The sequence below is a fragment of the Mycobacterium timonense genome (assembly GCF_025821985.1).
Lineage (GTDB): Bacteria > Actinomycetota > Actinomycetes > Mycobacteriales > Mycobacteriaceae > Mycobacterium > Mycobacterium avium.
Genome location: NZ_JACKSY010000019.1, coordinates 56985 through 83782 on the forward strand (window position 1 = coordinate 56985; position 26798 = coordinate 83782).

A 26798-nucleotide genomic window follows, 5' to 3' on the forward strand; every position below is an offset into this window, starting at 1 on the left:
GTAAAACGCCTCAGCCGGGGCAACCCTGCGGATATGCTCAGCGGCGCCATGGAGAAGACCCGTTCTGCAGCTTTCAGCGTCCCGTTGGCCACCGCCTCGGGACCGTCCCTGCGCGACGACGAGTACCCCGACAAGCTCGATGCCGCGCTGTTCCGGATCGCCGGGGTCTGCGGGCTGGCCTGCATCATGGCCGTGCTGGACAGCACCGTCGTGGCCGTCGCCCAACGAACGTTCATCGCACAGTTCGGCGCCAACCAGGCCATCGTCTCGTGGACGATCGCCGGCTACATGCTGGCCTTCGCCACGGTCATCCCGATCACCGGCTGGGCGGCCGACCGGTTCGGCACCAAACGCCTGTTCATGGGCTCGGTGCTGATTTTCACGCTGGGCTCGCTGCTGTGCGCGGTGGCGCCAAACATATTGCTGCTCATCCTGTTTCGCGTGGTGCAAGGCGTCGGCGGCGGCATGTTGTTGCCGCTTAGCTTCGTCATCCTGACGCGGGAGGCCGGACCCAAGCGGGTCGGCCGGCTGATGGCGGTGGGCGGAATCCCCATCCTGCTCGGCCCGATCGGGGGCCCCATCCTGGGCGGCTGGCTGATCGGGGCCTATGGCTGGAAGTGGATCTTCCTGATCAACCTGCCGATCGGGCTGACCGCCTTCGCGCTGGCGGCGCTCTTGTTCCCCAAGGACCGCTCGGCCCCCTCGGAGGCGCTCGACATCACCGGCGCGCTGCTGCTGTCACCGGGCGTGGCGATCTTTTTGTGCGGGGTGTGTTCCATTCCGGGACGGCACACGGTGGCCGACCGCTATGTGCTGGTGCCGGCGCTGGTCGGCCTGGTCTTGATCGCGGCGTTCATCCTGCACGCCTGGTATCGCACCGAGCACCCCCTGATCGACCTGCGGCTGTTCCGGAACCCGGTGGTGACGCAGGTCAATGTGACGCTGCTGGTGTTCGCGGCCGCCTCGGTGGGCGTCGGGTTGCTGGTCCCGAGCTACTTCCAGATCGTCGGCCATGAGACGCCGATGCAGTCGGGCCTGCACATGCTGCCGATCGGTGTCGGCGCCGTGTTGACCATGCCGCTCGGCGGGGCCGTCATGGACAAACACGGGCCCGGCAAGATCGTGCTGACCGGTCTGCCGCTGATGGCCGTGGGTCTGGCGGTGTTCACCTACGGCGTGGCCAGGCAGGCCGCGTATTCCCCGGTCCTGGTGTGCGGGCTCGCGATCATGGGCCTGGGCATCGGCCTGACCACCACGCCGCTGTCGGCGGCGCTGATGCAGGCGCTGGCGCCGCATCAAGTCGCCCGCGGGACCACGCTGATCAGCGTGAACCAGCAGGTCGGCGGGTCGATCGGGGCCGCGCTCATGGCGGTCATCCTGACCAACCAGTTCAACCGCAATCCGGCCCTGATGGCGGCGAACGAGGCGGCCGGGATGCACCCGGTCACCGGCAAGCGCGGCCTGCCGGTGGATCCGTCGACCGTGCCGCGCCCGGCCATGACCCCCGAGCTGGCCGGCCACGTGTCGCACCACCTGTCGCACGCCTACACGGCCGTCTTCGTGCTGGCCGTCGTGCTGGTGGCCTGCACCATCATTCCGGCGTCCTTCCTCCCCCGGAAGCCGCCGAGCCCGCCCGCCGGCGACTGACCCGGTCAGCCGGCGAACAGCATCGTCGCGATCCGCCGGACCGTGTCCATCGGATCGGCCGCCCGGACCGCGGCGTCGACGGCGTCGTTGAGCCACAGCGTGGCGAAACCGTGCACCAGCGACCACGCCGCCAGTTCGGCGCCGCGCGGGTCGGCCCGGGCGTGCGGGTCGCGCAACGTCGCCACCCCGCGGGAAAGCTCCGCACCGGCCGCCGCCTCGGCGGCGGCCAGGCCGCCGTCGGACGCATCGAGCAGCGACCTGTTGAACATCACCTGGTAGTGGCCGGGGTGGTCGAGGGCGAACCGCACATACGCCAGGGCGGCATCGGCGAAATCGCCCCGCGCGTCGGCCAGCGCCTGGGTCAACAGCTCAAAGCCCTGGGTGGCCAGCGCCGTGAACAGCCCGCGCCGATCGGTGAAGTGATGCGCCGGCGCGGCGTGCGAGACGCCGGCGCAGCGGGCCAGCTCGCGCAGCGAGACGCGCTCGGCGCCGCGCTCGGCCACCAGCCGCGCGGCTTCGGCCAGGATCACCGCCGGCAGGTCGCCGTGGTGGTAGCTGTGGCGAGTCATCCGGCCAGCATACCGCGCATCTTGACAATGACTAGATACCGAGGGTAGCTTCGGCGGTCTGAGATCTTGTCAGTGTCTAGATTGCGGGAGGTTGGGATGGCGCCGTTGATCACCCTGGTGGTGGGCAGCCTGGTGGCGTGGGTGGTGGGCCGGCTGGGCGTGGGCTACGTCGACGGTTGGGCCCCGGCGCTGGCCGTCGGACTGGCCGCGATGTTCGTGCTGACCGGGATCGCGCACTTCGCGCCGCCGCTGCGCGCGGACCTGGTCGCCATCGTTCCGCCCCGGTTGCCCGCACCTGGCCTGCTGGTCAGTCTCACCGGGGTGCTCGAGCTGCTGGGCGCGCTCGGCCTGTTGCTGCCGGCAACCCGGGCGGCCGCGGCCGGCTGCCTGCTGGTGTTGATGCTGGCCATGTTCCCGGCCAACATCCACGCCTCGCGGATGCCCGACCCGCCCAAATCGATGACGACCCGGCTACCCCTGCGGATCGGGATGGAGATCGTCTTTCTGGCCGCCGCCGTAGCGGTCGCCCTCGGCGGCCGCTAGCAGCCACGCGTACTGGTAGGCGGTTTCCTCCCATGCCTTGTAGCGGCCGCTGACGCCACCGTGCCCGGCGTTCATCTGGGTCTTCAACAGGAACGGGCCGCCGGCCGGGTTGGCATGCCGCAGTGCGGCAACCCATTTCGCCGGCTCCACGTAGTACACCCTGGTGTCGTTGAGCGACGTCATCGCCATGATCGCCGGATACCGCCTGGCCTCGACGTTCTCATACGGCGAGTACGACTTCATGTAGAAGTAGACGTCCTTGTCCGCCAGTGGGTTTCCCCATTCGTCCCACTCGGTGACGGTCAGCGGCAGCGACGGATCCAGGATGGTGGTCAGCGGATCGACGAACGGCACCTGCGCGAGTATCCCGGCGAACAGCTCCGGAGCCAGGTTGGCCACCGCCCCCACCAGCAAGCCGCCGGCACTGCCGCCCAGCGCCACCAGCCGATCCGGCCGGGTGACATTCGATTCCACCAAATGCCTTGCCGCCGAGACGAAGTCGGTGAAGGTGTTCTTCTTCTCCAGAAGCTTGCCGTGCTCGTACCACAGCCGGCCCATCTCGCCGCCACCGCGCACGTGTGCGATCGCGAACACCATGCCGCGGTCCAGCAGCGACAGCCGGGCGATGGAGAAGCTCGGATCGATGCAGATCTCGTAGGCGCCGTAGCCGTAAATCAGTGCGGGAGCGGGGAATTCAATGTCGGCACGGTGCACGATGGACACCGGCACGCGGGTGCCGTCGTCGGCGACGGCCCAGTCGCGCCGTTCGACGTAGTCGGCGGGCCGGTAATCCCCCAGCACGGGTTGCTCGCGCAGCAGGCTCCGCTCCCCGGTGACGAAGTCGATGTCGTAGACCCGCGCCGGGATGACCAACGAGCCGACCCTGATCCGCAGCCGGGGCGCCGACCAGTTCGGGTTGCCGGCCAGCCCGGCCGACATCAGCTCGGAGTCGAACGAAATCTCCTCGGGCCGCGCGTATGTGCCGTCGGCGTCGATGCGCCACAGCTGCAGCCGCGGCAGCGCGGCACGCCGGTAGCTGATGACAAGGTGGCCTTCGAAGGCGTCCACCGCGTCGAGCCGGACGTCGTCGCGGTGCGGGATCAGGGTGCGCTGCCGGGTCGGATCGCTGACCGGGGCCTCGGTGAGGGTGAAGTTCACCGCGCCGTCGTTGTGCAGGATCAAAAACCGGTCCTGCCCGCCGACCACCGCATGCTCGACCGAGTACTCGACACCGTCGCGGCGCGGCAGCACCACGGTGAACTGCGCGTGCGGGTCGGCGGCGTCGGCGTAGCGGAATTCGGAGGTGATCGAGGAGCCCGAGGCGATCATGACGTAGGCCTCGCTCCGGGTGAGACCCACGCCGAGCCAGAACTTCTCGTCAGCTTCGTGATACACCAGTTCGGGCGCCTCGCCGGAGCCCGCTTGGTACCGCCACACCTTGTCGGGGCGGTGTGCCGCATCCAGGGTGAGGTAGTACACGGTGCGGTTGTCGGCGGCCCAGGTGGCTCCCGCCGCTATGTCGGCGATCTCGTCCGGATACAGTTCACCGGTCCGTAAGTCCTTGAACCGCAACGTATAACGTTCGTCGCCGACGGTGTCGACGGAATACGCCAGCAGGTTCCCGTCCAGGCTGACGGTGGCGGCGCCGAGCGCGAAGAACTCGTGACCCTCGGCTTCGACGTTCGAATCGAGCATGATCTGCTCGCCCGGGATCTCGGTGTCCTCGTCCAGGTTCGGCGGATTCCAGTCATCGGGATCGGCTACGGGACAACGGCATTGGACGCGATACTGCTTGCCTTCATAGGTGCGGGCGTAGTACCACCACCGGCCCTGCCGGGTCGGCACGGACAGGTCGGTCTCTTTGGTGCGCGCCTTGATCTCGTCGAAGATCTGCTGGCGCAGCGGCGCCAGGTGGGCGGTCATCCGGTCCGCGTAGTCGTTCTCCGCCTCGAGGTGGGCGATGACGTCGGGGTCGGTCTTCTCCCGCAACCACTCGTAGGGGTCAACGAAGACGTCGCCGTGATGCTCGCGGCGGGTGTCCACCCGCTTGGCGACGGGCGGCACGGAGGTGGCCAGGTGGGTCTCGGTCACGCGCGCGGACCGATCCAGTCGTCGAAACGCAGCCCGGAAATGCGTTCGTAGGCTTCGATATAGCGGTTGCGGGTGGCCTCGATGATGTGGTCGGGCAGCGGTGGGGGCGGTTCGGTGCCGTGCCGGTCCCAGCCGGATTCGGGGCTGGTGAGCCAGTTGCGGACGAACTGTTTGTCGAAGCTGGTCTGCGGCACGCCGACCCGGTATTCGTCGGCCGGCCAGTACCGCGAGGAGTCCGGGGTGAAGATCTCGTCGGCCAGCAGAAGATTGCCATCCGGGTCGGTGCCGAACTCGAACTTGGTGTCCGCGATGATGATTCCCTTCCGTAGCGCGTGGTCGGCGGCCTGGACGTAGATCTGCAACGTGCGGTCGCGCAGCTGGTTGGCCCGCACCCCGCCGACCATCTCGATCACCCGGGCAAAGGAGATGTTCTCGTCGTGGTCGCCCAGGGCGGCCTTGGTCGCCGGGGTGAACAGCGGCTCGGCGAACTTGCTCGCCTCGACCAGTCCGGGCGGCAACGCGATGCCGCAGACCTTGCCGGTCGCCTGGTAGTCCAGTAGCCCCGAGCCTGTCAGGTAGCCGCGCGCCACGCATTCCACCGGGAGCATCTCGAGCTGGCGCACCACCAGCGCGCGGCCCAACACCTCGTCGGGAATGCGCGGGTCGTCGGGCGGTCCGGCCAGGTGGTTGGGGGCATCGACGAGGCCGAAGAAAAAGACGCTCATCGCCGTCAGGATGCGGCCCTTGTCCGGGATGGTGCTGTCCAGCACGAAGTCGTACGCCGAGATCCGGTCGGTGGCGACCAACAGCAGGTGCTCGTCGTCGACGCGATACAGCTCACGGACCTTGCCGCTGGCCAGATGCTGGTAGTCCGACAGTGCAGGCATCCGGTCAGCCTATCGGGCACCGGGACGCCGGCCGTGTGCTGGGATCGAGGCTATGACACCGCGGTTTCTGCCCTACTCCACCAGGCCCGGGCGGCTGGCCGCCCAGCTGTTCAGCGACCTCGCCGTCGTCATCTGGACCGGACTGTGGATCCTGGTCGGGCTGGCGGTTTACGACGCCATCGCCACCATCGCCGACGCCGGCCGGCAGGTCGAGAGCGGCGCGCACGGCGTCGCCGGCAACCTTGCCTCCGCCGGTCACGGCGCCCAGCACATTCCGGTGGTGGGCGACACGGTCAGCAAGCCGCTCAACTCCGCCAGCCAGGCCGCGCTGGACATGGCCGGCGCCGGTCACGACCTGGACGTGGCGGCGAGCTGGCTGGCGGTGCTGCTGGCGATGGCAGTGGTGGCGCTGCCGATCCTGGTCGCGGTGGGGCCGTGGTTGTTCCTGCGGCTTCGCTTCTTTCGGCGCAAGCTGACGGTCACCGCGTTGGCTGCCACCCCGGCCGGCGCCCAATTGCTGGCGCTGCGCGCGCTGGCGAACCGCCCGCCACGCAAGTTGACCGCCGTCAGCGCGGACCCGGTCGGCGGTTGGCGACGCGAGGATCCCGCCACCATCCGGGCGCTGGCCGCGCTGGAATTACAGTCGGCCGGTATCGCGATCCGCGGGATGTAGCGGCAGCGCCCGCGCCTCGACGTCGGCGAACCGGCCCGTCACTGTTCTTCGCGGAGTTCCACGACCAGGTGCCGGATGCCGGTGTGCCGATTGCTGCGGGTCCATTCGACCGGACGGACCACCCGCACCGCGCCGAACCGGGACAGCAACTCCTCGAACAGAACCCGCAGCTCCAGCCGGGCCAGGTTGGCGCCCAGGCAGTAGTGCACACCCTGACCAAAACCCAAGTGCGGGTTGGGTTTTCGGGTGACGTCGAATTCGTCGGCGCGGTCGAACACGCTGGCGTCGCGATTCGCCGAGCCCTCCCAGATCTGCACCTTCTGCCCGGCCTTGATCGATTGGCCGCCGAGCGTGGCATCGCGGGTGGCGGTGCGCCGCTTGGACGGCGAGGGCGAGGTCCAGCGCACCATCTCCTCGACGGCCGTCGGCAGCGCCCCCAGATCGTCACGCAGCCAACGCAATTGCTCCGGATGCTCGGCCAGCGCCAGCAGCCCGCCCGCAACCGCATTGCGGGTGGTTTCCGCCCCGGCGCTGAACAACAGGCTGAAGAACAGGTACAGCTCGAGGTCGGAAAGGGCCGGCGCCGCAGCGTCATCCAGCGTCGCGTTGGCGACCACCGACAACATGTCGTCGGTCGGCTCGGCGCGCTTGGCGGCGATCAACTGCTGGCCGTACTCGTACATCCGCGAACCGGCTTCTGCCTCGGACAGCTGCGACAACGCCGCCTTGCGGGAGCCGCCGAAATCGAACTGCGGCTCGATCGCCTGAAACAACCAATGCCGTTCGGACTCAGGCACTCCCAGCAGGATGCAGATCATCTGCATCGGCAGCTCGGCGGCGATGTCGACCAGAAAGTCGAACGGCTCGCCCGGCACCACCGCGTCCAGCAGCCGGCGCGCCCTGGCCCGCAGGTCGTCTTCGACCAGGCGGATCATCCGCGGCGTCAAGCCGGAGCTGACCAGCCGCCGGATCTGGGAATGCCGCGGATCGTCCATCATGTTGAGCACCTGGCCGGCGATCGCCAGGTCCTGCAGCAGCGTGCCGCCGTACGGGCGTTCACCACCGGTCACCGACGAGTAGGTCGCCGGATCCTTGAGCACCTCAAGGGTTTCCGCATAGGAGGCCACCGACCAGAAGCCCTCGCCGTCCGGGGTGTTGTCCGTCGGCTCATGCCAATACACCGGCGCCTCGCGCCGATGCACGGCGAACAGGTGGTGCGGAAATCCGTTGGCGAAGTTGTCCAGATCGGTGAAGTCGATCTGCGAAAGCGTGCCGGCGAGAGTCACAGGATGGCCCCCGGGGTGTACTTGGCCGCGTCCGGGTAGCGGCTCACCAGGGCGTCCACCTGGGCGGCCACCTCGTCCACCTGGTCGGCGGCGGCGCCGGTGAACGCCCGCCTGTCGGCCAGCGCGGCGTCCAGGGCCGCCCGGTCCAGCGGCAGCCGCTCGTCGGCGGCCAGCCGCTCCAACAGGTCGGGCTCGGCGCCGTGTTCCCGCATCGCCAGTGCCGTGGCCACCGCGTGCTCGCGGATCACGTGATGCGCGGCCTCGCGGCCCATCCCGGCGCGCACCGCGGCGATCAACACCTTGGTGGTGGCCAAGAACGGCAGGTAGCGGTCCAGCTCGCGACCGATCACCGCCGGGTAGGCGCCGAACTCGTCGAGCACCGTCAGAAACGTCTCGATCTGCCCGTCGATGGCAAAGAAGCTGTCCGGCAATGCAACTCGGCGCACCACCGAGCAGAACACGTCGCCCTCGTTCCACTGCGCGCCGGCCAGTTCGGCGGCCATCGAGGCGTAGCCGCGCAGCACCACCTGTAGGCCGTTGACCCGTTCGCAGCTGCGGGTGTTCATCTTGTGCGGCATCGCCGACGACCCGACCTGACCCGGCGCGAATCCCTCGGTGACCAGTTCGTGCCCGGCCATCAGCCGGATGGTGTGCGCCATCGACGAGGGGCCGGCGCCCAGCTGCACCAGCGCGGAGACCACGTCGTGGTCCAGCGACCGCGGGTACACCTGCCCGACGCTGGTCAAAACCGTTGAGAAACCCAGGAATTCGGCGACCCGCCGCTCGAGTTCGGCGAGCTTGGCCGGGTCGCCGCCGAGCAGGTCGAGCATGTCCTGCGACGTGCCCATCGGGCCCTTGATGCCGCGCAACGGGTAACGGTCGATCAACTCGCGCAGCCGGGCCAACGCGATCAGCGTCTCCTGGGCGGCCGAGGCGAATCGCTTGCCCAAGGTGGTGGCCTGGGCGGCGACGTTGTGGCTGCGCCCGGCCATCACCAGGTCGCGGTAGGCCACCGCCCGTTCGGCCAGCCGCGCGGCGACCGCGACGCCGTGGGCGAAGACCAGTTCCAGGGAGCGCCGGATCTGCAGCTGCTCGACGTTCTCGGTCAGATCCCGGCTGGTCATGCCCTTGTGCACGTGCTCGTGGCCGGCCAGCGCGTTGAATTCCTCGATGCGGGCCTTGACGTCGTGGCGCAGCAGGCGTTCGCGGTCCGCGATCGAGGCCAGATCGACGTCCTCGAGCACCCGCTCGTAGTCCGCGATCGCCTCGGCGGGCACCGCGACACCCAACTGTTGCTGCGCGCGCAGCACCGCGAGCCATAGCCGCCGCTCGGCGACCACTTTGGCTTCCGGCGACCAGATCGCAACCATCTCGGCACTGGCGTACCGGGCAGCCAGCACATTCGGAATGCTCACAGACATAGAGCTTACGGTTCATCGAGCACCGCGAGACCGCGGCGGGCAACGGATTCACTGGGTAACGGCGTCCGCGGTCGCGGTTTGGCGGCAGTCTGGACCCATGTACTTCGCCGGCGTCGACCTCGCCTGGGCGGGGCGGAACCCGACGGGCGTCGCCGTCATCGACTTCGGCGGCGAGCTGGTGAGCGTGGCCGCGGTCCGCGACGACGACGAGATCCTGGCCGCGCTCGACCCGTACGTGCGCGGGGAGTGCCTGGTCGCCTTCGACGCGCCGCTGGTGGTGAACAACCCGACCGGCCAGCGTCCCGCCGAGACCGCGCTCAACCGCGACTTCCGCAGGTTCCAGGCCGGCACCCACCCGTGCAACACCGGGAAACCCGAATTCGCCGACGGCCCGCGGGCGGCCCGGCTGGCCGCGGCGCTGGGCCTCACGCTGGACCCGCGTTCGCCGCGGCCCCGGCGCGCCATCGAGGTCTACCCGCACGCCGCGACCGTCGCCCTGTTCGGGTTGCAGCAAACCCTGAAATACAAGGCCAAGCCCGGCCGCAGCCCGGAGCGGCTCAAGTCCGAGCTGCTGCTGCTGATGGCGGGCGTGGAGCGGCTGGCGCACGCCCCGGTCCCGGTGCGGGTCGGCCGCCACGCCGGTTGGCGCGCGCTGCGCCGGGCCGTCGAATGCGCGCAGCGCAAGAGCGAGCTGCGCCGCGCCGAGGATCCCGTCGACGCCGTCGTCTGCGCCTATGTGGCGCTGTTCGCCCAGCGCCGCCCGGACGCGGTGACCCGCTACGGCGACCCCGGCACCGGCTGCATCGTGACGCCGTCGCTGCCGGCGGCCCGCCGGCAATCGCTCAGATCTGCACGGGCCGCTGATCGATCGGGGCCAGCACCTCGATGAGGTCGACCACCGCACCCTGGGCCGCCGCCCGCGGATCCCGGCCCTCCACCAGGGCCGACACCACCGAGCCGTCCACCGCGCAGATCAGGGTGCACACCAGGTCGATGTGCACCGAGCGACCCGAGCGTTCGATGGCCTCCGCCACCGCCTCGGCGCGCTGGCGCAGGCTGCGGCGCATGGTCTCGCGCAGCGCGGGCAGCCGGGTGCAGGCGATGTGCCGTTCGTAGCGCGAGATCAGCTGCTCGGTCAGGCCCGGGCCGGAGACGTCGCCGACCAGCAGGTCGGCCAGCACCTCGGCGATGGTCTCCGGTCCGCGGCGGCGCCGCGACAAGGCGCTGACCCGGGACCGCAGCTGGGCCACCTCGATCATGGCGATGTGCTCGACCGCGCGGGCGATCAGGTCGTCCAGGGAGGAGAAGTAATAGGTGGTGGATGCCAGCGGCAATCCGGCCCGCCGGGCGACCGCCCGGTGCCGCACCGCCTCGAACCCACCCTCGGCCAGCAGCTCGGCGGCGGCGCTCACGAGCGCGTACCGCCGGCGTTCTCCTTTTGGAGTAACCGCTGCAGTCACGAGTAGCCATCGTGCCAGCCAAAGTGGTACTGCATTGCCATTTCGACCAAACGACCCGCCGAACGGACATGGCATGATGACCCGCATGCCCGACTTGAGCCGACGCGCCGTGCTCCGTCTCGGCGCCGGTGCCGCCGTGGGCGCGGTGGGCGCCTACGGGCTCGACATCCTGTTACAACCCCGGTCATCTCAGGCCATGCCGGCGGCCGGCACCGGGACGCCACTGGCGCCCCCACCGCCCGCCCCGGGCCCGCCCCGCGATCCGGCTCCGCCGGCGGCGGCCGCCCCCACCATGGTCACCGGCTCGTTCGTGTCGGCCGCGCGCGGCGGGGTCAACGCCAACTGGGCCATCGCGCGTCCGCCGGGTCAGACCAAACCGCTGCGGCCCGTGATCGCGCTGCACGGCAAGGGCAGTGACGCCGCGACCGTGATGGCCGGCGGCGTCGAGCAGGGGCTGGCCCAGGCCGTCAATGCCGGGCTGCCGCCGTTCGCGGTGGTCGCGGTCGACGGCGGCGGCAGTTACTGGCACAAGCGGTCTTCCGGCGAGGACAGCGGCGCGATGGTGCTCGACGAGCTCATCCCGCTGCTGGGCAACCAGGGCTTGGACACCTCGCGGGTGGCGTTCCTGGGTTGGTCGATGGGAGGTTACGGCGCGCTGCTGCTCGGCGGCCGGCTCGGGCCGGCGCGGACGGCGGCGATCTGCGCGGTGAGCCCGGCGCTGTGGCTGTCCTCGGGTGCGGCCGCGCCGGGGGCCTTCGACGGACCCGACGACTTCGCGGCCAACACGGTGTTCGGGATGCCCGCGCTGGGATCGATCCCGATCCGGGTGGATTGCGGCGACAGCGACCCGTTTTACGCTGCGACAAAGCAATTCATTGCACAGCTGCCCAATCCGCCCGCCGGCGGGTTCTCGCCCGGCGGCCATAACCCGGAATTCTGGAGTTCGCAGTTGCCGGCCGAGCTGAGCTGGATGGCCCCGCTGCTGACGGCCTGATCGCACGGGGCCCGCGAGCGTCACGCCAGCGTGGCGCTGGGCGCCGGGCGTCACGCCGGCGTTACGCTCGCGAAGGTGAACCAACCGTTCGGATGGGACTTCCCGTACGCCTGGCCCCGCAAGCCGGTCCTGGCCGACAACGTGGTGTGCACATCGCAACCGCTTGCCGCCCAAGCGGGTCTGCGGATGCTCGCCGAGGGCGGCAGCGCGGTCGACGCGGCCATCGCCACCGCCATCACGCTGACCATCGTGGAACCGGTTTCCAACGGAATCGGCTCCGACGCGTTCGCCATCGTCTGGGACGGCGAGAAGGTGCACGGCCTCAACGCCTCCGGCCGCTCACCGGCGGCGTGGACCCCGGAATACTTCGGCGGCAACGCCGTTCCCGTCCTCGGCTGGAATTCGATCACCGTGCCCGGTGCGGTGTCGGCGTGGACCGAACTGCACGCCCGCTTCGGCAAGCTGCCGTTCGAGCGGCTGTTCGCACCGGCAATAGCGTACGGCCGCAACGGCTTTCCAGTATCGCCCGTGGTCGCGGAGCAATGGGCGGCGCAGGTGCCGCTGTTCGCCGGACAGCCGGGTTTCGCCGAGGCGTTCGCACCTGAGGGTCGGGCCCCCAGGCCCGGGGAGCGGTTCCGGCTGCCCGCGCACGCGGACACGCTCGAGGCCATCGCGGCAAGCCGCGGCGAGGCGTTCTACCGCGGCGCATTGGCCGCCCGCGTCGCGGAGCACGCGGCGGCCAACGGCGGCGCCATGACGGCCGACGACCTGGCCGGCCACCGCGCCGACTGGGTGGAGACGATCACCGGCGACTACCGCGGCTACACCGTGCACGAGATTCCGCCCAACGGTCACGGCATCGTCGCGCTGATCGCGCTGGGCATCCTCGAGCGATTCGACATGGCTTCGCTGCCAGTCGATTCCGCCGACAGCGTGCATTTGCAGATCGAGGCGGTGAAGCTGGCCTTCGCCGACGCCCAGGCCTACGTCGCCGATATCGAGCACATGCCGTTGCGGCCGGAACGCCTGCTGGACACCGAATACCTCGAGCGACGGGCGGCGCTGATCGACCCTGCCCGGGCCAAGCCGGTGTCGGCGGGGGCGCCGGCGGGCGGAACGGTGTATCTGACCGCGGCCGACGCCGCGGGGATGATGGTGTCGATGATCCAGTCGAACTACATGGGCTTCGGGTCGGGTGTGGTGGTGCCGGGAACCGGGATTTCGCTGCAGAACCGAGGCGCGAATTTCACTGCGGGGCTTGGTCATCCGAACAGTGTCGGCCCGAACAAGCGGCCCTACCACACCATCATCCCGGGCTTCGTGACCAAGGGCGGCGCGCCGGTGATGAGCTTCGGGGTGATGGGCGGCATGATGCAGCCACAGGGACATGTGCAGGTCATGGTGCGCATCGCCGACCACGGCCAGAACCCGCAGGCGGCCTGTGACGGCCCCCGGTTCCGCTGGGTGCAGGGCATGCAGGTGAGCTGTGAAAACGGTTTCCCGGCCGCGACGCTGGACGAGTTGCGCCGGCGCGGACACGATCTGGTGGCGGTCGACGACTACAACCAGTTCGGCAGCTGCCAGGCGATCTGGCGGATGGATACCGGCTACGTCGCGGCCAGCGACCCGCGCCGCGACGGCCAGGCCGCCGCGTTTTAGACCCGGATCTTGCCGTCGGCCGCCGACTGTGCGATGTCGGTGCGAAAATGGCTGCCCGGCAACCGAATCGAGCCGAGGATCTGGTATGCCTTGGCCCGCGCGGCCGCCAGGTCGGGGCCCGTCCCCACCACCGACAGCACCCGGCCCCCCGAGGAGACGATCTCGCCGTCCTCGCGTCGCGCGGTTCCGGCGTGCAGCACGCCCTCGGCTTCCGAGCCGGTGATGACGTCGCCCACCCGGGGCCGTCCGGGATAGTTCTCCGCCGCCAGCACCACGGTCACCGCCGCACCGTCGTGCCAGCGCAGTTCACCGAAGTCCGCCAGGGTGCCGCTGCCCGCCGCGTACAGCAGCTGCCCGAGCGGCGACTCCAGCAGCGCCAGCACCGCCTGGGTCTCGGGATCGCCGAAGCGGCAATTGAATTCGACCACGGCCGGTCCGTTGGAGGTGATCGCCAGCCCGGCGTACAGCAATCCGCTGAACGGACAGCCACGCGCAACCATCTCGGCCGCAACGGGTTCGACGATGCGGTGCACGATGTCGCGATACACCCGATCGGGCAGCCACGGCACGGGGGCGTAGGCGCCCATCCCGCCGGTGTTGGGTCCGCTGTCGGCGTCGCCGACCCGCTTGAAATCCTGCGCCGGCAGCAGCGGCACCACGGTCTCGCCGTCGACGACGCAGAACAGCGACACCTCCGGGCCATCCAGAAACGACTCCAGCAGCACTGGGTGGCCGGCCTCCAGCAGCGCGGCGGCGTGGGCGCGCGCCACCTCGCGGTCGGCTGTCACCACCACGCCCTTGCCGGCGGCCAGCCGGTCGTCCTTCACCACCCAGGCCGCCTCGCCCGCCGGCGGGCCGAACCGGTCCAGCGCGGCGTCCAAATGCGCGGGGGTGTCGACGATTTCACTGGTTGCGGTGCGGACCCCGGCCGCGGCCATCACCTCTTTGGCGAACGCCTTGGAGCCTTCGATGCGGGCGGCGTCCTTGCCCGGTCCGAAGCACACGATGCCGGCCGCTCGCAGCACGTCGGCTACTCCGAGGACCAGCGGCACCTCGGGGCCGATGACCACCAGGTCGGCGCGCACCGCGCGGGCCAGGGCCACGACGTCGGGCGCCGAGGTGATGTCGACGTCGTGCTGCTCGGCCAGCCGGGCGGTGCCGGCGTTGCCGGGGGCGATGGCCAGCCCGGTGACTTGCGGGTCTTTGCGCAGCGCCAGTAGCAGCGCATGCTCACGGGCACCGGAGCCGATCACCAGGACGCGCACGACACGCCACTCTAGCGGGCGATCAGCCCCGCTCACCGCCCGAGTGCATCTTCAACGCGGCGTCCACGTTGGCCTTCTTGTCCTCGCCGGCGCCCTTGGCCGCGGCCTTCCTGCGCTTGGCCACCACGGCGTCGACCGCGCCGTTGAGCGCCGAGCCCAGCGGGAAACCGAGGTAATGGGTGAGGAAGACGGCCATCTCCTTGAGCTCGGTCTCGGTGAGCTCGCCGTTGAGCAGCGCGGCGTTGATCTGGATCTCGGCCAGATCGCGGTTGCCGATCGCGGTCACCGCCGTCAGCGTCATGATGCGCTTGTCGCGCATCGACAAGCCCGGCCGCGTCCAGATGCTACCGAACAGGTGGTCGACGGTCAGGTCGAAATACGCGTCGCCCTCGACGTTGGGCATCTCCCAGCCGTAGACCTCGTTCATCTTCTCGAGGCCCTTGCGCCGCCGTTCGTCCATCACGCCTCTTTCTCCGTGTGTGGCACGCCGAGCCCGGCCGCCAGCCGCTCGTACGCCAGCCGGGCCAGCGGCAGGTCGACCGAGACCGCCTCACCCAACGCCAGCGCCAGGCTCAGATCCTTCTCCCCCAGGCCGCGGGTGTGCAAGAACGGCTGGTAGAGGAAGTTGTCCGGCTCGAGGTCTTTCATGTTGTCGCGCACCATGATCGCGCCCGGACCGCCGGTGAGCGCGTCGGTATGACGCACCACCCGGCCCAGCGCCTGCAGGTCCAGCCCGGCCGCCTCGGCCAACTTCATCGCCTCGCACGCTGCGGCATACGAGGTGAACGTCAACATGTTGCGGGCCAACTTCATTCGGGTTCCCGCACCCGGTTCACCGGCGTGGATGACGACCGCCGCCCAGTGTTTGAACGCCGGCTTGATCCGCTCGTAGACCTCGCGGTCGGCGCCCACCATGGTGGCGAGCTCACCCCGGGCGGCGGCGGCCGCGCCGCCGCTGACCGGGGCGTCGACGATGTGGATGTCCCGCGCCTTGAGATCGCGGGCCAGTTCGACGGCGGTGGTGTCGCTGATGGTCGAGTGGATCGCGATCACCGTGCCGGGCTTGGCGTGCCCGGCCAATTCGCCGACCACCTCACGCACCTGGGCGTCGTCGAGCACGGTGATGTGGATCAGGTCGGCGGCGGCGACGTCGGCCACGCTGTCGGCAAGGGTGGCGCCCGCCTCGGCCAGCGGCGTCATCGCCTCGATCCGGATGTCGTAAACCGTTACCCCGCCCGGCCATTCGGTCATCCTCGTGGCCATCGGGGCGCCCATATTGCCCAGCCCGATGTAGCCGAGCTTCAGCTGCTCGGTCGTGTGCGCCGCGTTCGTCGTCATGATCGGATTATCTGCCCACCGTCGACGTTGAAGATCTGCCCGGTGATCCACGACGCCTCGTCGGACAGCAGGAACAGGCACATGCCGACCAGGTCGTCGGGAGTTCCCATGCGCGACAAGGGAAGTCCCTTGACGATGTCGTCGACCATCTCTTTGGGTGTGGTGGTCCGGTTGGCCTCGGTGTCGATGGGCCCGGGCGCGATCGCGTTGATCCGGATGTTGCGCCCGCCCAGTTCGCGGGACAGCTGCTGGGTCAGGCCGTTGATGCCCACCTTGGCCAGCCCGTAGTAGTTCGAATACAGCCAGGCCGCGGTGGACGACTGGTTGACGATCGCCCCGCCGCCGCGCTTGGTCATCTTCTTGTACACCGCGCGGGTGCACCACAGCGCCCCGTCGAGGTTCACGCTCATGAATTTCTTGTAGTACTCCGGGTCGATGGTGAGCAAAAAGTCCAGCTTCATGCCCCCGAAGATCGCGGCGTTGTTGACCAGGTAGTCGATGCCGCCGAATTCGGCCAGGGTGCGGTCGGCCATCGCCTTGGCCGACTCGGGGTCGGACACGTCGACCGCGACGCTGATGGCCGTACCGCCGTCGGCGACAATCTGTTTGGCGACGGCCTCGGCCGCCTCGGCGTTGATGTCGGCGACCACCACCGCCGCACCCTCGCGGGCCAGCGCCTCGGCGTACGCCTGCCCGATGCCGCCCCCGGATCCGGTGACGATGCCGACTTTGTTCTCGAATCGCATGTTTTCCTCTCGGTCAGCCGCGCGGCGCGGTCACTGCACGGCCGTGGCGATGGTCTTGATTTCCAGGTATTCCTCGAAGCCGGCCAGGCCCATTTCGCGCCCGTTGCCGGATTGCTTGTAGCCGCCGAACGGCGCATCCGCGGAGTACCAGACACCGCCGTTGACGTTGACGGTGCCCACCCGCATCCGGGACGCGAAGTTGGCGGCGCGTTCCGGATCGGCGCTGAACACCGTGCCGGACAAGCCATATGGCGAGTCGTTGGCGATCCGCAGGGCGTCGTCCTCCCCGTCGTGGGCGATCACGGTGAGCACCGGGCCGAAGATCTCCTCACGGGCCGGCCGGGCATCGTTGGTCAGGCCCGCGATGACGGTGGGCTCGATGAAAAAGCCGACGTCCTTGTCGGCCGGGCGGCCGCCGCCGCAGGCGAACGTGCCGCCCTCGGCGATCGCCAGATCGAGATAGCCCTGCACCCGGTCGCGTTGCCGCGCCGAAATCACCGGGCCGCAAACGGTTCCGGGATCGTTAGGATCGCCAGGCTTGATCGATCCCATGGTGCCGGCCGCGGCGGCGACGGCCTCGTCGTAGCGGTCGCGGGGCACCAGCAGCCTGGTGGTGATGGCGCAGCCCTGCCCGGCGTGCATGGCCGCGGTGAACGCCGACATCGAGCACGCGCCGCCCAGGTCGGCGTCGTCGAGCACCACGAACGCCGACTTGCCGCCCAGCTCCAAAAACACCCGCTTGATGGTGGCGGCGGCATCGCTCATCACGCTGCGCCCGGTGGCCGTCGACCCGGTGAACGAAACCATGTCCACCCGAGGGTCTTTCGACAGCAGCGCTCCCACGCCGTGGTCGTCGGAGGTGACGATGTTGACGACGCCGGGCGGGAAGTCGGTGTGCTCGGCGATCAGTTGACCGAGCACGGCGGCGCACCACGGGGTGTCCGGCGCGGGCTTGAGGACGACGGTGTTTCCGGCGGCCAGGGCGGGCCCCAGTTTGGCGAGGTTGATCTGGTGCGGGAAGTTCCACGGCGTGATCGCCCCGACCACACCGACGGCTTCCCGCGCGATGGTGCGCCGGGTGGGGATGCCCATCGGCGATGCCTGACCGAGATCCTGATTCCACTCGTAGGACTCGGCGGTGTCGGCGGCGAAGCTCAGGTCGCCGACCGGACCCTCCAGCTGGGCGGCCGAGGTGAGCATCCGCGGTGCGCCGACCTCGGCGATGGTGATGTCGCGGAGTTCCTCGATGTGTTCGCGCATGGCGTCGCGCAGCTGGCGCACGCAGCGCACCCGCAACTCGGTGTTGCGCGACCAGTCCGTCTCGTCGAACGCCCGCCGCGCGGCGTCGATCGCGCGGTCCATGTCGGCGGCGTCGGCGTTGGCGGCCACGCCGAGCACTTCCTCGGTCGCCGGATTGACCGTCGGGAAGGTGCCGGCGTTGCCGGCCGACATCTTGCCGTCGATGAACAGTTCACTCACGCCGTCGGCCAGCAAGGCCATCTCGTGCTCCCGTCTGCGCGACCGTCGAAGCCGGCCCGCCAAGCTAGTGGACAGTTGTCCGATATTGTCCGATATTGTCCGATCGAACCATAGTCTCCCGCCCACAGGCGGTGCAAGGGGCGATCGCGGCAAGCCACCCGAAACGGCGCGAAAACAGCTGATTAACCGGTGTCTTTCCGGATCGGGCTTGCTTCGTGGCGAACGCGTCCGCTAGCTTGGACATGTGTCCAGCGACGCCCTGGTGACTATCACATCCGACGCCGGCGGTGAGACCGGTCAGCCGCCGCGCAACCGGCGCCAGGAGGAGACCTTCCGCAAGGTGCTGGCCGCCGGCATCGAAACGCTGCGGGAGAAGTCCTACTCCGACCTGACGGTGCGTGCGGTGGCGGCCCGCGCCAAGGTCGCCCCCGCCACCGCCTACACCTACTTCTCGTCGAAGAACCACCTGATCGCCGAGGTCTACCTGGACCTGGTGCGCCAGGTCCCCTACTTCACCGACGTCAACGACCCGATGCCGACCCGGGTCGAACAGGTGCTGCGGCACCTGGCCCTGGTAGTCGCCGACGAGCCGGAGGTGAGCGCGGCCTGCACGACGGCGTTGCTCAGCGGCGGCGCCGATCCCGCGGTGCGCGCGGCGCGCGACCGGATCGGGGTGGAGATCCACCGCCGGATCACCTCGGCGATGGGCCCCGACGCCGACCCGACCACGGTGTCGGCGCTGGAGATGTCGTTCTTCGGCGCGCTGGTCCAGGCCGGCAGCGGCGAGTTCAGCTACCGCGAGATCGCCGATCGGCTGGCCTACGTGGTGCGGCTCATCCTGACCGGCACCACACAGGCAAGCCCAGAGACAGAGGCTGGAGACACACGATGACCGTCCATGTGGGCGACCACGAGTTGGTGCTCGATCCCTACGATTACGACTTCCACGAAGACCCCTACCCGTACTACAAGCGGCTTCGCGATGAGGCCCCGCTGTACCGCAACGACGAACTGAAGTTCTGGGCGCTGTCCCGGCATCAAGACGTGCTGCAGGGATTCCGCAACAGCACAACGCTTTCCAACAAGTACGGCGTCTCGCTGGACCCGGCGTCCCGCGGCCCGCACGCGTCCAAGACGATGTCGTTCCTGGCGATGGACGACCCCGCCCATCTGCGGCTGCGCACGCTGGTCTCGAAGGGCTTCACGCCCAGGCGGATTCGCGAACTGGAGCCCCGGGTCACCGAGATCGCCACCCAGCACCTCGACACCATGCTGGACAAGGCGGGCTCTGCGGCCGGCGGCGCCGTCGACTATGTCGACGAATTCGCCGGCAAGCTGCCCATGGACGTCATCTCCGAGCTGATGGGTGTGCCCCAGGCCGATCGAGTTCAGGTGCGGGCCTGGGCCGACGGCGTGATGCACCGCGAGGAGGGGGTCACCGACGTGCCGCCGGAGGCGGTCGAGGCCTCGCTCAACCTCATCGTCTACTACCAGGGGATGGTCGAGGAGCGGCGCAAGAAGCCCACCGGGGACCTGACGTCGGCGCTGCTGGAGGCCGAGATCGACGGCGACCGGCTCACCGACGACGAGGTGCTCGGCTTCATGTTCCTGATGGTGATCGCCGGTAACGAGACCACCACCAAACTGCTTGCCAATGCCGCGTTTTGGGGCCACAAGAACCCCGACCAGCTGACGCCCGTCTACGACGACCTGTCCCGGGTGCCGCTGTGGGTCGAGGAGACGCTGCGCTACGACACCTCCAGCCAGATCCTGGCCCGCACCGTCTCCGGGCCGCTGACCCTGTACGACACCACCATTCCCGAGGGCGACGTCCTGCTGCTGTTGCCCGGGTCCGGGCACCGCGACGAGCGGGTCTTCGACAACCCCGACGATTATCTGATCGGGCGCGAAATCGGGCCCAAACTGTTGAGTTTCGGTAGTGGCGCACACTTCTGCCTGGGCGCGCATCTGGCGCGGATGGAGGCCCGGGTTGCGCTCACCGAGTTGTTCAAGCGAATCCGCGGATATGAGGTGGACGAGGCCAACGCCGTCCGCGTCCACTCCAGCAATGTCCGCGGATTCGCTCACCTACCCATGAGCGTGGAGGTCCGCTGAATGCCCCGGTTTGATCCGTTGCCCGAACGTCGCCCGGCCATCGTGGCCGGGGCCTCCTCCGGGATCGGCGAGGCCACCGCGATCGAGCTCGCGGCGCACGGCTTCCCGGTCGCGCTGGGCGCCCGGCGGGTGGAGAAGCTCAACGACATCGTCGGCAAGATCAACGCCGACGGCGGCGAAGCGGTGGGATTCCACCTGGACGTCACCGACCCGAACTCGGTGAAATCCTTTGTCGCACAGGCGGTGGACGCGCTGGGCGACATTGAGGTGCTGGTCGCCGGCGCGGGCGACACCTACTTCGGCAAGCTCGCCGAGATCGCGGGCGACGAATTCGAGTCGCAACTGCAGATACATCTGGTCGGCGCCTTCCGGTTGGCCTCGGCCGTGCTGCCGGGCATGCTCGAGCGGCAACGCGGCGACCTGATCTTCGTCGGCTCCGACGTGGCCCTGCGCCAGCGGCCGCACATGGGCGCCTACGGCGCGGCCAAGGCCGCGCTGGTGGCGATGGTCAACAACTTCCAGATGGAGCTCGAGGGCACCGGGGTGCGGGCCTCGGTCGTGCACCCGGGCCCGACGAAGACGGCGATGGGATGGAGCCTGCCGGCCGAGAAGATCGGCCCGGCCCTGGAGGACTGGGCCAAATGGGGCCAGGCACGCCACGACTACTTCCTGCGCGCGGCGGACCTGGCGCGAGCCATCACGTTCGTCGCCGAGACACCGCGCGGCGGCTTCATCGCGAACATGGAGCTTCAGCCCGAAGCGCCGTTGGCGGACAACAAGGATCGCCAGAAGCTCGCACTCGGCGAAGAGGGGATGCCAGGACAATGACGACCAGCACCGTGGTGCCCCGGGTTTCCGGCGGCGAGGAAGAACACGGCCACCTCGAGGAATTCCGCACCGACCCAATCGGTTTGATGCAGCGCGTGCGCGACGAGTGCGGCGACGTCGGCTGGTTCCAGCTGGTGGACAAGCACGTCATCCTGCTCTCGGGCGCCCAGGCCAACGAGTTCTTCTTCCGCTCCGCCGACGAGGATCTCGACCAGGCCGAGGCGTATCCGTTCATGACGCCGATCTTCGGCAAGGGCGTGGTGTTCGACGCCAGCCCCGAGCGGCGCAAGGAGATGCTGCACAACTCGGCGCTGCGCGGCGAGCAGATGAAGGGCCACGCCAGCACCATCGAGGGCGAGGTCAAGAAGATGATCGCCGACTGGGGGGACGAGGGCGAGATCGAGCTGCTCGACTTCTTCGCCGAGCTGACCATCTACACCTCGACGGCGTGCCTGATCGGGCTGAAGTTCCGCGAGCAGCTCGACCACCGGTTCGCCGAGTACTACCACGACCTGGAACGCGGCACCGACCCGCTGTGCTACGTCGATCCCTACCTGCCGATCGAGAGCTTCAAACGACGCGACGAGGCGCGGGTGAAACTCGTTGCGCTGGTGCAGGAGATCATGGACCAGCGGCTGGCCAACCCGCCCAAGGACAAGGCCGACCGCGACATGCTCGACGTGCTGGTGTCGATCAAGGACGAGGACGGCAAGCCGCGGTTCTCCGCCGACGAGATCACCGGGATGTTCATCTCGCTGATGTTCGCCGGGCACCACACCAGTTCCGGGACCTCGGCGTGGACGCTGATCGAGTTGATCCGCCATCCCGACGTGTATGCCGAGGTGCTGGCCGAGCTCGAGGAGCTCTACGCCGACGGCCAGGAGGTGAGTTTCCATGCGCTGCGGTCGATTCCGAAGCTCGACAACGTGGTCAAGGAGACGCTGCGGCTGCACCCGCCGCTGATCATCCTGATGCGGGTGGCCAAGGGCGAGTTCGAGGTCGAGGGCTTCCCCATCCACGAGGGCGACTACGTCGCGGCCTCCCCGGCGATCAGCAACCGCATCCCGGAGGACTTTCCCGACCCGGACGCGTTCAAGCCCGACCGCTACAACAAGCCCGAGCAGGCCGACATCGTCAACCGGTGGACCTGGATTCCGTTCGGCGCGGGCCGGCACCGTTGTGTGGGTGCGGCGTTCGCGCAGATGCAGATCAAGGCGATCTTCTCGGTCCTGTTGCGCGAGTACGACTTCGAGATGGCGCAACCCGCGGACAGCTACCGCAACGACCACTCCAAGATGGTGGTGCAGCTCGCCCGGCCGGCGAAGGTCCGCTACCGCAAGCGCAATGCGTAAGGAGTACGTCCGATGAGCGGATTCAGAATCGAAGCGGATCTGGATTTGTGTCAGGGCCACGCCATGTGCGAACTCGAGGCCCCGGACTACTTCCGGGTTCCCAAGCGGGGCAAGGTCGAGATCGTCGACCCCGAGCCGCCCGAAGACGCCCGCGATGAGGTCGAGCGCGCGGTCGAAATGTGCCCAACCCAAGCACTGTTCATCAAAGAGAAAGAAGACTGACCCATGACAGCAACGGCGTCACGCGAAGAACTCGAGGCCTGGGTCGACCGCTGGTTGCAGGCCAACAAGGACTGTGAGAAGGCCGGAGACTGGCGGCCGCTGGCGGACTTCTACGCCAAGGACGCCACCTACGGCTGGAACATCGGCCCCAAGGAAGACGTGATGTGCGTCGGGGTCGACGAAATCCGGGATATCGCACTGGGTTTGGAGATGGAAGGCCTGGAGAACTGGGTCTACGAATACCAGAAGGTGCTCATCGACGAGAAGCAGGGCGAGATCGTCGGCTTCTGGAAGCAGATCGTCAACAAGGCCGACGGCACCCAGGACGAGATCTACGGCATCGGCGGCAGCTGGTTTCGGCTCAACAGCGACAACCTCATCGAATGGCAGCGCGACTTCTTCGACTTCGGTCACGTCGCGAAGATGTTCGGCAAGCTCATCGAATCCGGCGATCTGTCCGCGGGCATGCAGAAGCGGATCGAGCGCAGCGTCGCCGGCGAGAAGCTGCCGGGCTACTACCCGCTCGGCCAGGCGCCCGTCCCGATCTGGTGAACACCGATCGCCCCGCAGAAGATCGCCGCGGGTACCAACCAAGCATTTGATTCGTTGCACGCGCTATGCTGACGCGACAAGGGTGCCTGTGGCACCCGTCACCTAGCTGGCCGGCATGAAGGGGCCGGTCGGTCTCAATTCAAAGGCGAAATGGGGTCAGGACCATCGTGAAGACAAAAGGCGCACTGATCTGGGAGTTCAACCAGCCCTGGTCCATCGAGGAAATCGAGATCGGCGACCCGCAAGCGCATGAGGTCAAGATCCAGATGGAAGCGGCGGGCATGTGCCACTCCGACCATCACCTCGTCACCGGCGGCATCCCGATGGCCGGCTTCCCGGTGCTCGGCGGGCACGAGGGCGCGGGCATCGTCACCGAGGTCGGCCCCGGCGTCGAGGACATCGCCCCGGGCGACCACGTGGTGCTGTCGTTCATCCCGTCCTGCGGCTCGTGTCCGACCTGCCAGGCGGGCATGCGCAACCTGTGTGACCTGGGTGCGGGTCTGCTGGGCGGCGAAGCGGTGTCCGACGGAACCTTCCGCATCCAGGCCCGCGGCCAGAACGTCTACCCCATGACGCTGCTGGGCACGTTTTCTCCGTACATGGTGGTGCACCGCAGCTCGGTGGTGAAGATCGACCCGTCGATCCCGTTCGAGGTGGCCGCGCTGGTCGGCTGCGGCGTCACCACCGGTTACGGGTCGGCGGTCCGCACCGCCGACATCCGGCCGGGCCAGGACGTCGCCATCGTCGGCGTCGGCGGCGTGGGCATGGCGGCGCTGCAGGGCGCGGTCAACGCCGGCGCCCGCTACATCTTCGCGATCGACCCGGTGGAGTGGAAGCGCGACCAGGCACTGAAGTTCGGCGCCACCCACGTCTACCCCGACATCATGGCCGCCATGGCCGGCATGGCCGAGGTGACCTACGGCCTGATGGCACACAAGGTCGTGGTCACCGTGGGCGAGCTGCAGGGCGCCGACGTCGACAACTACCTGAACATCACCCAGAAGGGCGGCACCTGCGTGCTGACCGCCATCGGCAGCCTGCTGGACACCAACGTGACGCTGAACCTGGCGATGCTGACCCTGATGCAGAAGAACTTGCAGGGCACCATCTTTGGTGGCGGCAACCCGCAGTACGACATCCCGCAGCTGCTGTCGATGTACAAGGCCGGCAAGCTCAACCTGGACGACATGATCACCCGCCAGTACCGGCTCGAGCAGATCAACGACGGCTACCAGGACATGTTGGACGGCAAGAACATTCGCGGCGTCATCCGCTACACCGACGCCGACCGGTAACCCGCTTTCGGCCACCCCGTGGCGCCGGGACGAATCGGCGCCATGGGGTGCGCAACATCAGGAGTGCAGATGACCGAAACCGCAGCGGCATCCCCGGCGCTGGCCGCGTCGCAGGCCTCGTGGCGGTGCGTGCAGGCGCACGACCGGGCGGGCTGGCTGGCGTTGATGTCCGACGACGTCGTCATCGAGGACCCGATCGGCAAGTCCGTCACCAACCCGGACGGCACCGGGGTCCGCGGCAAGGAGGCCGTCGGCGCGTTCTTCGACGCCAACATCGCGGCCAACCAGCTCTCCATCACCTGCGAGGAGACCTTCCCGTCGTCGTCGCCCGACGAGATCGCCCACATCCTGGTGCTCAACAGCAGGTTCGACGGCGGCGTCACCAGCTCGGTACGCGGGGTGTTCACCTACAAGGTCGACGAGGCGGGGCTGATCACCAACATGCGCGGGTACTGGAACCTGGACATGATGCAGTTCGGCCAGGAGTCGTGAGCCGCGCCGAATCCGGCGCACCTATGCTGGGCCCATGGCGTCGATCTTCACCAAGATCATCAACCGCGAACTCCCCGGCCGCTTCGTCTACGAGGACGACGACGTCGTCGCGTTCCTGACGATCGAGCCGATGACGCAGGGCCACACGCTGGTGGTGCCGCGCGAGGAGATCGACAACTGGCAGGACGTGGACAGCGCGGCCTTCAACCGGGTCATGGGTGTCAGCCAGCTGATCGGCAAGGCCGTGTGCAAGGCGTTCCGGACCGAACGGTCCGGACTGATCATCGCCGGACTGGAGGTGCCGCACCTGCACGTGCACGTCTTCCCCACCCGCAGCCTCAGCGACTTCGGCTTCGCCAAGGTGGACCGCAACCCGTCCCCGGAGTCCCTGGACGAGGCCCAGGCCAAGATCAAGGCGGCCCTGGCTCAGCTGGCCTGAACCGCGGGCACGTCGCTGATCCGCGGCAACGTCACCCGGAAGCAGCAACCCTGGCCGGGCGCGGTCGTCACGCCGACGGTGCCGCCGTGCGCGCGCACCAGCGACTCGACGATGGACAGCCCCAGCCCGGTACCGCCGCTGGCCCGCGCCCTTGACGAGTCGGTGCGGTAGAACCGCTCGAACACCCGCGACGCGTCCTGCTCGTTCATTCCGGGACCCCGGTCGGCGACCTCGAGGACCGCGTCGTCGCCGTCGGTGCCCACCCGCACCGTGACGTCGGCGCTTTCCGGGGTGTGCTGCAGGGCGTTGGCGATCAGGTTGCCCAGCACCTGCCGGATGCGGGGCTCGTCGCCGAACACCTCCGGGGTGCCGGGGCCGTCGAGGACCTCCAGGGTGATGGTGCGCTTGGGGTCCATCGCCTGCGCGTCGTGCACGGCGTCGCTGGCCAGCGCCAGCAGGTCCACCCGGTGGTGTTCCAGCGGCCGCTGCACGTCCAGCCGGGCCAGCAGCAGCAGGTCGTCTACCAGCAGGCCCATCCGCGAGGCCTCACTTTCGATGCGCGACAACAACATCGCGACGTCGCGGGCCGCGCCCTGGCGATACAGTTCGGCGAATCCCCGGATGGTGGTCAGCGGGGTGCGCAGCTCGTGGCTGGCGTCGGTGATGAAGCGCCGCATCCGGTCCTCGGAGCCGCGGGCCTTTTCGGCCGAGGACTCCGAGGACGCCAGCGCCTGCTGGATCTGCGCGAGCATGCCGTTGAGCGCGAGCGACAGCCGGCCCACCTCGGTGCGCGGATCACGTTCCGGCACACGGCGATCCAGCTGGCCGGCGGCGATCGCCGCGGCGGTCTGTTCGACTTCGACCAGCGGCCGCAGGCTGCGCTGCACCACCGCGAAGCTGGCGATGCCCACCACGGCCAGCACCGCGACCCCGATGCCGATCTGCAGCCAGACCAGCGAGCTGACGGTGTGCTGGACGTCGGACAGGTCGATGGCCACCGTGGTCAGCCCGTGCGGGCCGCGCACCGACACGGCGCGCCACTGGATGTCCGAACCGTTCACCGAGGGCAACGTCGTCGGGTTGGGTCCGACGTCGTTGTCGGCGGGCAGCGCCGGTTCGGCGTTGCGGTCGTTAATGGCGGTGAACGGCGTCCCGTCGGTGCTGACGCCGCGCACGTAGAACTTCGACGGCGGGCGGCCCGGGTCCGGGCCCTCGTAGGCCGAGGACGACTGGCGCCGCGGGGCCTGCGCCCAGCCGCGGGAGGCGTCGAGCAGGGTGGAGTCGATACGGCTGACCAGGCTGTGCCGCAGGATCGACGTGACCGCGATGCCGGAGACGGCCAGACCGCAGGCGACCAGGGCCAGGGTGGCGGCGACCAGCCCCACCCGCAGGGGTAGTCCGCGTCGAGGCCTTGTCACCACCATCTGACCGATTCCTCGCTACCG

Annotated in this window: 25 protein-coding genes and 2 pseudogenes; 15 read left to right on the forward strand and 12 right to left on the reverse strand. The window is 68.8% G+C overall.

Annotated elements, in window-relative coordinates:
• Window positions 1-33 precede the first annotated feature (33 nt).
• Complete coding sequence (locus tag H7I87_RS06020) at window positions 34-1647, forward strand: DHA2 family efflux MFS transporter permease subunit (RefSeq protein WP_003875780.1); 1614 nt, start codon at window positions 34-36, stop codon at window positions 1645-1647.
• 5 nt (window positions 1648-1652) lie between these two features.
• Here the strand turns inward: H7I87_RS06020 and H7I87_RS06025 are convergent, their stop codons facing one another.
• Complete coding sequence (locus H7I87_RS06025) at window positions 1653-2216, reverse strand: TetR/AcrR family transcriptional regulator (RefSeq protein ID WP_033720286.1); 564 nt, start codon at window positions 2214-2216, stop codon at window positions 1653-1655.
• A 96-nt stretch (window positions 2217-2312) separates the two neighbouring features.
• Here H7I87_RS06025 and H7I87_RS06030 point away from each other — a divergent pair, with 96 nt between their 5' ends.
• Complete coding sequence (locus H7I87_RS06030; RefSeq protein WP_023880347.1) at window positions 2313-2759, forward strand: DoxX family protein; 447 nt, start codon at window positions 2313-2315, stop codon at window positions 2757-2759.
• Here H7I87_RS06030 and H7I87_RS06035 read toward each other — a convergent pair.
• Together H7I87_RS06035 and H7I87_RS06040 are read right to left on the reverse strand one after the other, a co-directional pair.
• On the reverse strand, window positions 2688-4850 hold the full coding sequence (locus H7I87_RS06035) for a S9 family peptidase (protein ID WP_033726577.1): 2163 nt from the start codon (window positions 4848-4850) through the stop codon (window positions 2688-2690). The genes H7I87_RS06030 and H7I87_RS06035 overlap by 72 nt on opposite strands.
• Window positions 4847-5737 carry a phosphoribosylaminoimidazolesuccinocarboxamide synthase gene (locus H7I87_RS06040; protein ID WP_003875776.1) on the reverse strand — a complete coding sequence of 297 codons (891 nt, stop codon included), beginning with the start codon at window positions 5735-5737 and terminating at the stop codon, window positions 4847-4849. The genes H7I87_RS06035 and H7I87_RS06040 overlap by 4 nt, the downstream gene beginning before the upstream one ends.
• Before the next feature lie 52 nt (window positions 5738-5789).
• Between H7I87_RS06040 and H7I87_RS06045 the strand changes: the two genes are divergently transcribed.
• On the forward strand, window positions 5790-6410 hold the full coding sequence (locus tag H7I87_RS06045) for a hypothetical protein (RefSeq protein WP_009974901.1): 621 nt from the start codon (window positions 5790-5792) through the stop codon (window positions 6408-6410).
• Window positions 6411-6448: 38 nt separating this feature from the next.
• Here H7I87_RS06045 and H7I87_RS06050 read toward each other — a convergent pair whose 3' ends face one another.
• Complete coding sequence (locus tag H7I87_RS06050; protein WP_033726576.1) at window positions 6449-7696, reverse strand: cytochrome P450; 1248 nt, start codon at window positions 7694-7696, stop codon at window positions 6449-6451.
• On the reverse strand, window positions 7693-9111 hold the full coding sequence (purB, locus tag H7I87_RS06055; RefSeq protein ID WP_023869782.1) for an adenylosuccinate lyase: 1419 nt from the start codon (window positions 9109-9111) through the stop codon (window positions 7693-7695). Before purB ends, H7I87_RS06050 begins: the two co-directional genes overlap by 4 nt.
• A 103-nt stretch (window positions 9112-9214) precedes the next feature.
• On the opposite strand from purB, the gene H7I87_RS06060 reads away from it, so the two are divergent.
• Entirely contained in the window at window positions 9215-10006 is a 792-nt protein-coding gene (locus H7I87_RS06060; RefSeq protein WP_063967018.1) for a DUF429 domain-containing protein, read from the forward strand.
• Here H7I87_RS06060 and H7I87_RS06065 read toward each other — a convergent pair.
• The gene (locus H7I87_RS06065; RefSeq protein ID WP_010948907.1) at window positions 9960-10577 is read right to left on the reverse strand and encodes a TetR/AcrR family transcriptional regulator; all 618 of its coding nucleotides are present in this window, start codon (window positions 10575-10577) and stop codon (window positions 9960-9962) included. The two genes, H7I87_RS06060 and H7I87_RS06065, sit on opposite strands and share 47 nt — an antisense overlap.
• 73 nt (window positions 10578-10650) lie before the next feature.
• Here H7I87_RS06065 and H7I87_RS06070 point away from each other — a divergent pair, with 73 nt between their 5' ends.
• Together H7I87_RS06070 and H7I87_RS06075 are read left to right on the forward strand one after the other, a co-directional pair.
• A complete protein-coding gene (locus H7I87_RS06070; RefSeq protein ID WP_031354255.1) occupies window positions 10651-11571 on the forward strand; it encodes an alpha/beta hydrolase-fold protein in 921 nt (306 codons plus the stop codon).
• Window positions 11572-11646: 75 nt separating this feature from the next.
• Window positions 11647-13230 (forward strand): gamma-glutamyltransferase family protein, encoded by a 1584-nt coding sequence (locus H7I87_RS06075; protein WP_033719299.1) that lies wholly within the window; start codon window positions 11647-11649, stop codon window positions 13228-13230.
• Here the strand turns inward: H7I87_RS06075 and purD are convergent.
• Genes purD through H7I87_RS06100 form a run of 5 tightly spaced genes read right to left on the reverse strand, consistent with a single transcriptional unit; the run spans window position 13227 to window position 18079 of the window.
• Window positions 13227-14495: a phosphoribosylamine--glycine ligase gene (gene purD / locus H7I87_RS06080; RefSeq protein ID WP_063966951.1), complete on the reverse strand. Its 1269-nt coding sequence runs from the start codon at window positions 14493-14495 to the stop codon at window positions 13227-13229. The two genes, H7I87_RS06075 and purD, sit on opposite strands and share 4 nt — an antisense overlap.
• Window positions 14496-14517: 22 nt before the next feature.
• The gene (locus tag H7I87_RS06085) at window positions 14518-14955 is read right to left on the reverse strand and encodes a carboxymuconolactone decarboxylase family protein (RefSeq protein WP_009974886.1); all 438 of its coding nucleotides are present in this window, start codon (window positions 14953-14955) and stop codon (window positions 14518-14520) included.
• A complete protein-coding gene (locus tag H7I87_RS06090) occupies window positions 14955-15833 on the reverse strand; it encodes an NAD(P)-dependent oxidoreductase (RefSeq protein WP_063966950.1) in 879 nt (292 codons plus the stop codon). The genes H7I87_RS06085 and H7I87_RS06090 overlap by 1 nt, the downstream gene beginning before the upstream one ends.
• A complete protein-coding gene (locus H7I87_RS06095) occupies window positions 15830-16579 on the reverse strand; it encodes an SDR family oxidoreductase (protein ID WP_003875764.1) in 750 nt (249 codons plus the stop codon). The genes H7I87_RS06090 and H7I87_RS06095 overlap by 4 nt, the downstream gene beginning before the upstream one ends.
• Window positions 16580-16609: 30 nt before the next feature.
• The gene (locus H7I87_RS06100) at window positions 16610-18079 is read right to left on the reverse strand and encodes an aldehyde dehydrogenase (protein ID WP_063966949.1); all 1470 of its coding nucleotides are present in this window, start codon (window positions 18077-18079) and stop codon (window positions 16610-16612) included.
• Between the two features lie 223 nt (window positions 18080-18302).
• Here H7I87_RS06100 and H7I87_RS06105 point away from each other — a divergent pair, with 223 nt between their 5' ends.
• From H7I87_RS06105 to H7I87_RS06145, 9 genes and pseudogenes are all read left to right on the forward strand, one after another.
• A complete protein-coding gene (locus tag H7I87_RS06105; RefSeq protein WP_003875762.1) occupies window positions 18303-18950 on the forward strand; it encodes a TetR family transcriptional regulator in 648 nt (215 codons plus the stop codon).
• A complete protein-coding gene (locus tag H7I87_RS06110) occupies window positions 18947-20173 on the forward strand; it encodes a cytochrome P450 (protein WP_003875761.1) in 1227 nt (408 codons plus the stop codon). The genes H7I87_RS06105 and H7I87_RS06110 overlap by 4 nt, the downstream gene beginning before the upstream one ends.
• A complete protein-coding gene (locus tag H7I87_RS06115; RefSeq protein WP_003875760.1) occupies window positions 20174-21001 on the forward strand; it encodes an SDR family oxidoreductase in 828 nt (275 codons plus the stop codon).
• Window positions 20998-22353, forward strand: a complete 1356-nt coding sequence (gene cyp51 / locus H7I87_RS06120) for a lanosterol 14-alpha demethylase (protein ID WP_009974879.1) — start codon at window positions 20998-21000, stop codon at window positions 22351-22353. Before H7I87_RS06115 ends, cyp51 begins: the two co-directional genes overlap by 4 nt.
• Before the next feature lie 12 nt (window positions 22354-22365).
• Window positions 22366-22575 (forward strand): ferredoxin Fdx, encoded by a 210-nt coding sequence (gene fdx / locus H7I87_RS06125; RefSeq protein ID WP_003875758.1) that lies wholly within the window; start codon window positions 22366-22368, stop codon window positions 22573-22575.
• A 3-nt stretch (window positions 22576-22578) separates the two neighbouring features.
• Window positions 22579-23127, forward strand: a complete 549-nt coding sequence (locus H7I87_RS06130; RefSeq protein WP_003875757.1) for a nuclear transport factor 2-like protein — start codon at window positions 22579-22581, stop codon at window positions 23125-23127.
• 167 nt (window positions 23128-23294) lie between these two features.
• Window positions 23295-24422 carry an NDMA-dependent alcohol dehydrogenase gene (locus H7I87_RS06135; RefSeq protein WP_003875756.1) on the forward strand — a complete coding sequence of 376 codons (1128 nt, stop codon included), beginning with the start codon at window positions 23295-23297 and terminating at the stop codon, window positions 24420-24422.
• 69 nt (window positions 24423-24491) lie between these two features.
• The gene (locus H7I87_RS06140) at window positions 24492-24914 is read left to right on the forward strand and encodes a ketosteroid isomerase family protein (protein WP_003875755.1); all 423 of its coding nucleotides are present in this window, start codon (window positions 24492-24494) and stop codon (window positions 24912-24914) included.
• Window positions 24915-24948: 34 nt separating this feature from the next.
• Window positions 24949-25248: pseudogene (locus tag H7I87_RS06145) on the forward strand (HIT family protein); the annotation flags it as partial.
• Window positions 25249-25324: 76 nt separating this feature from the next.
• Here H7I87_RS06145 and H7I87_RS06150 read toward each other — a convergent pair.
• Window positions 25325-26771, reverse strand: a pseudogene (locus H7I87_RS06150) (sensor histidine kinase).
• Window positions 26772-26798 lie beyond the last annotated feature (27 nt).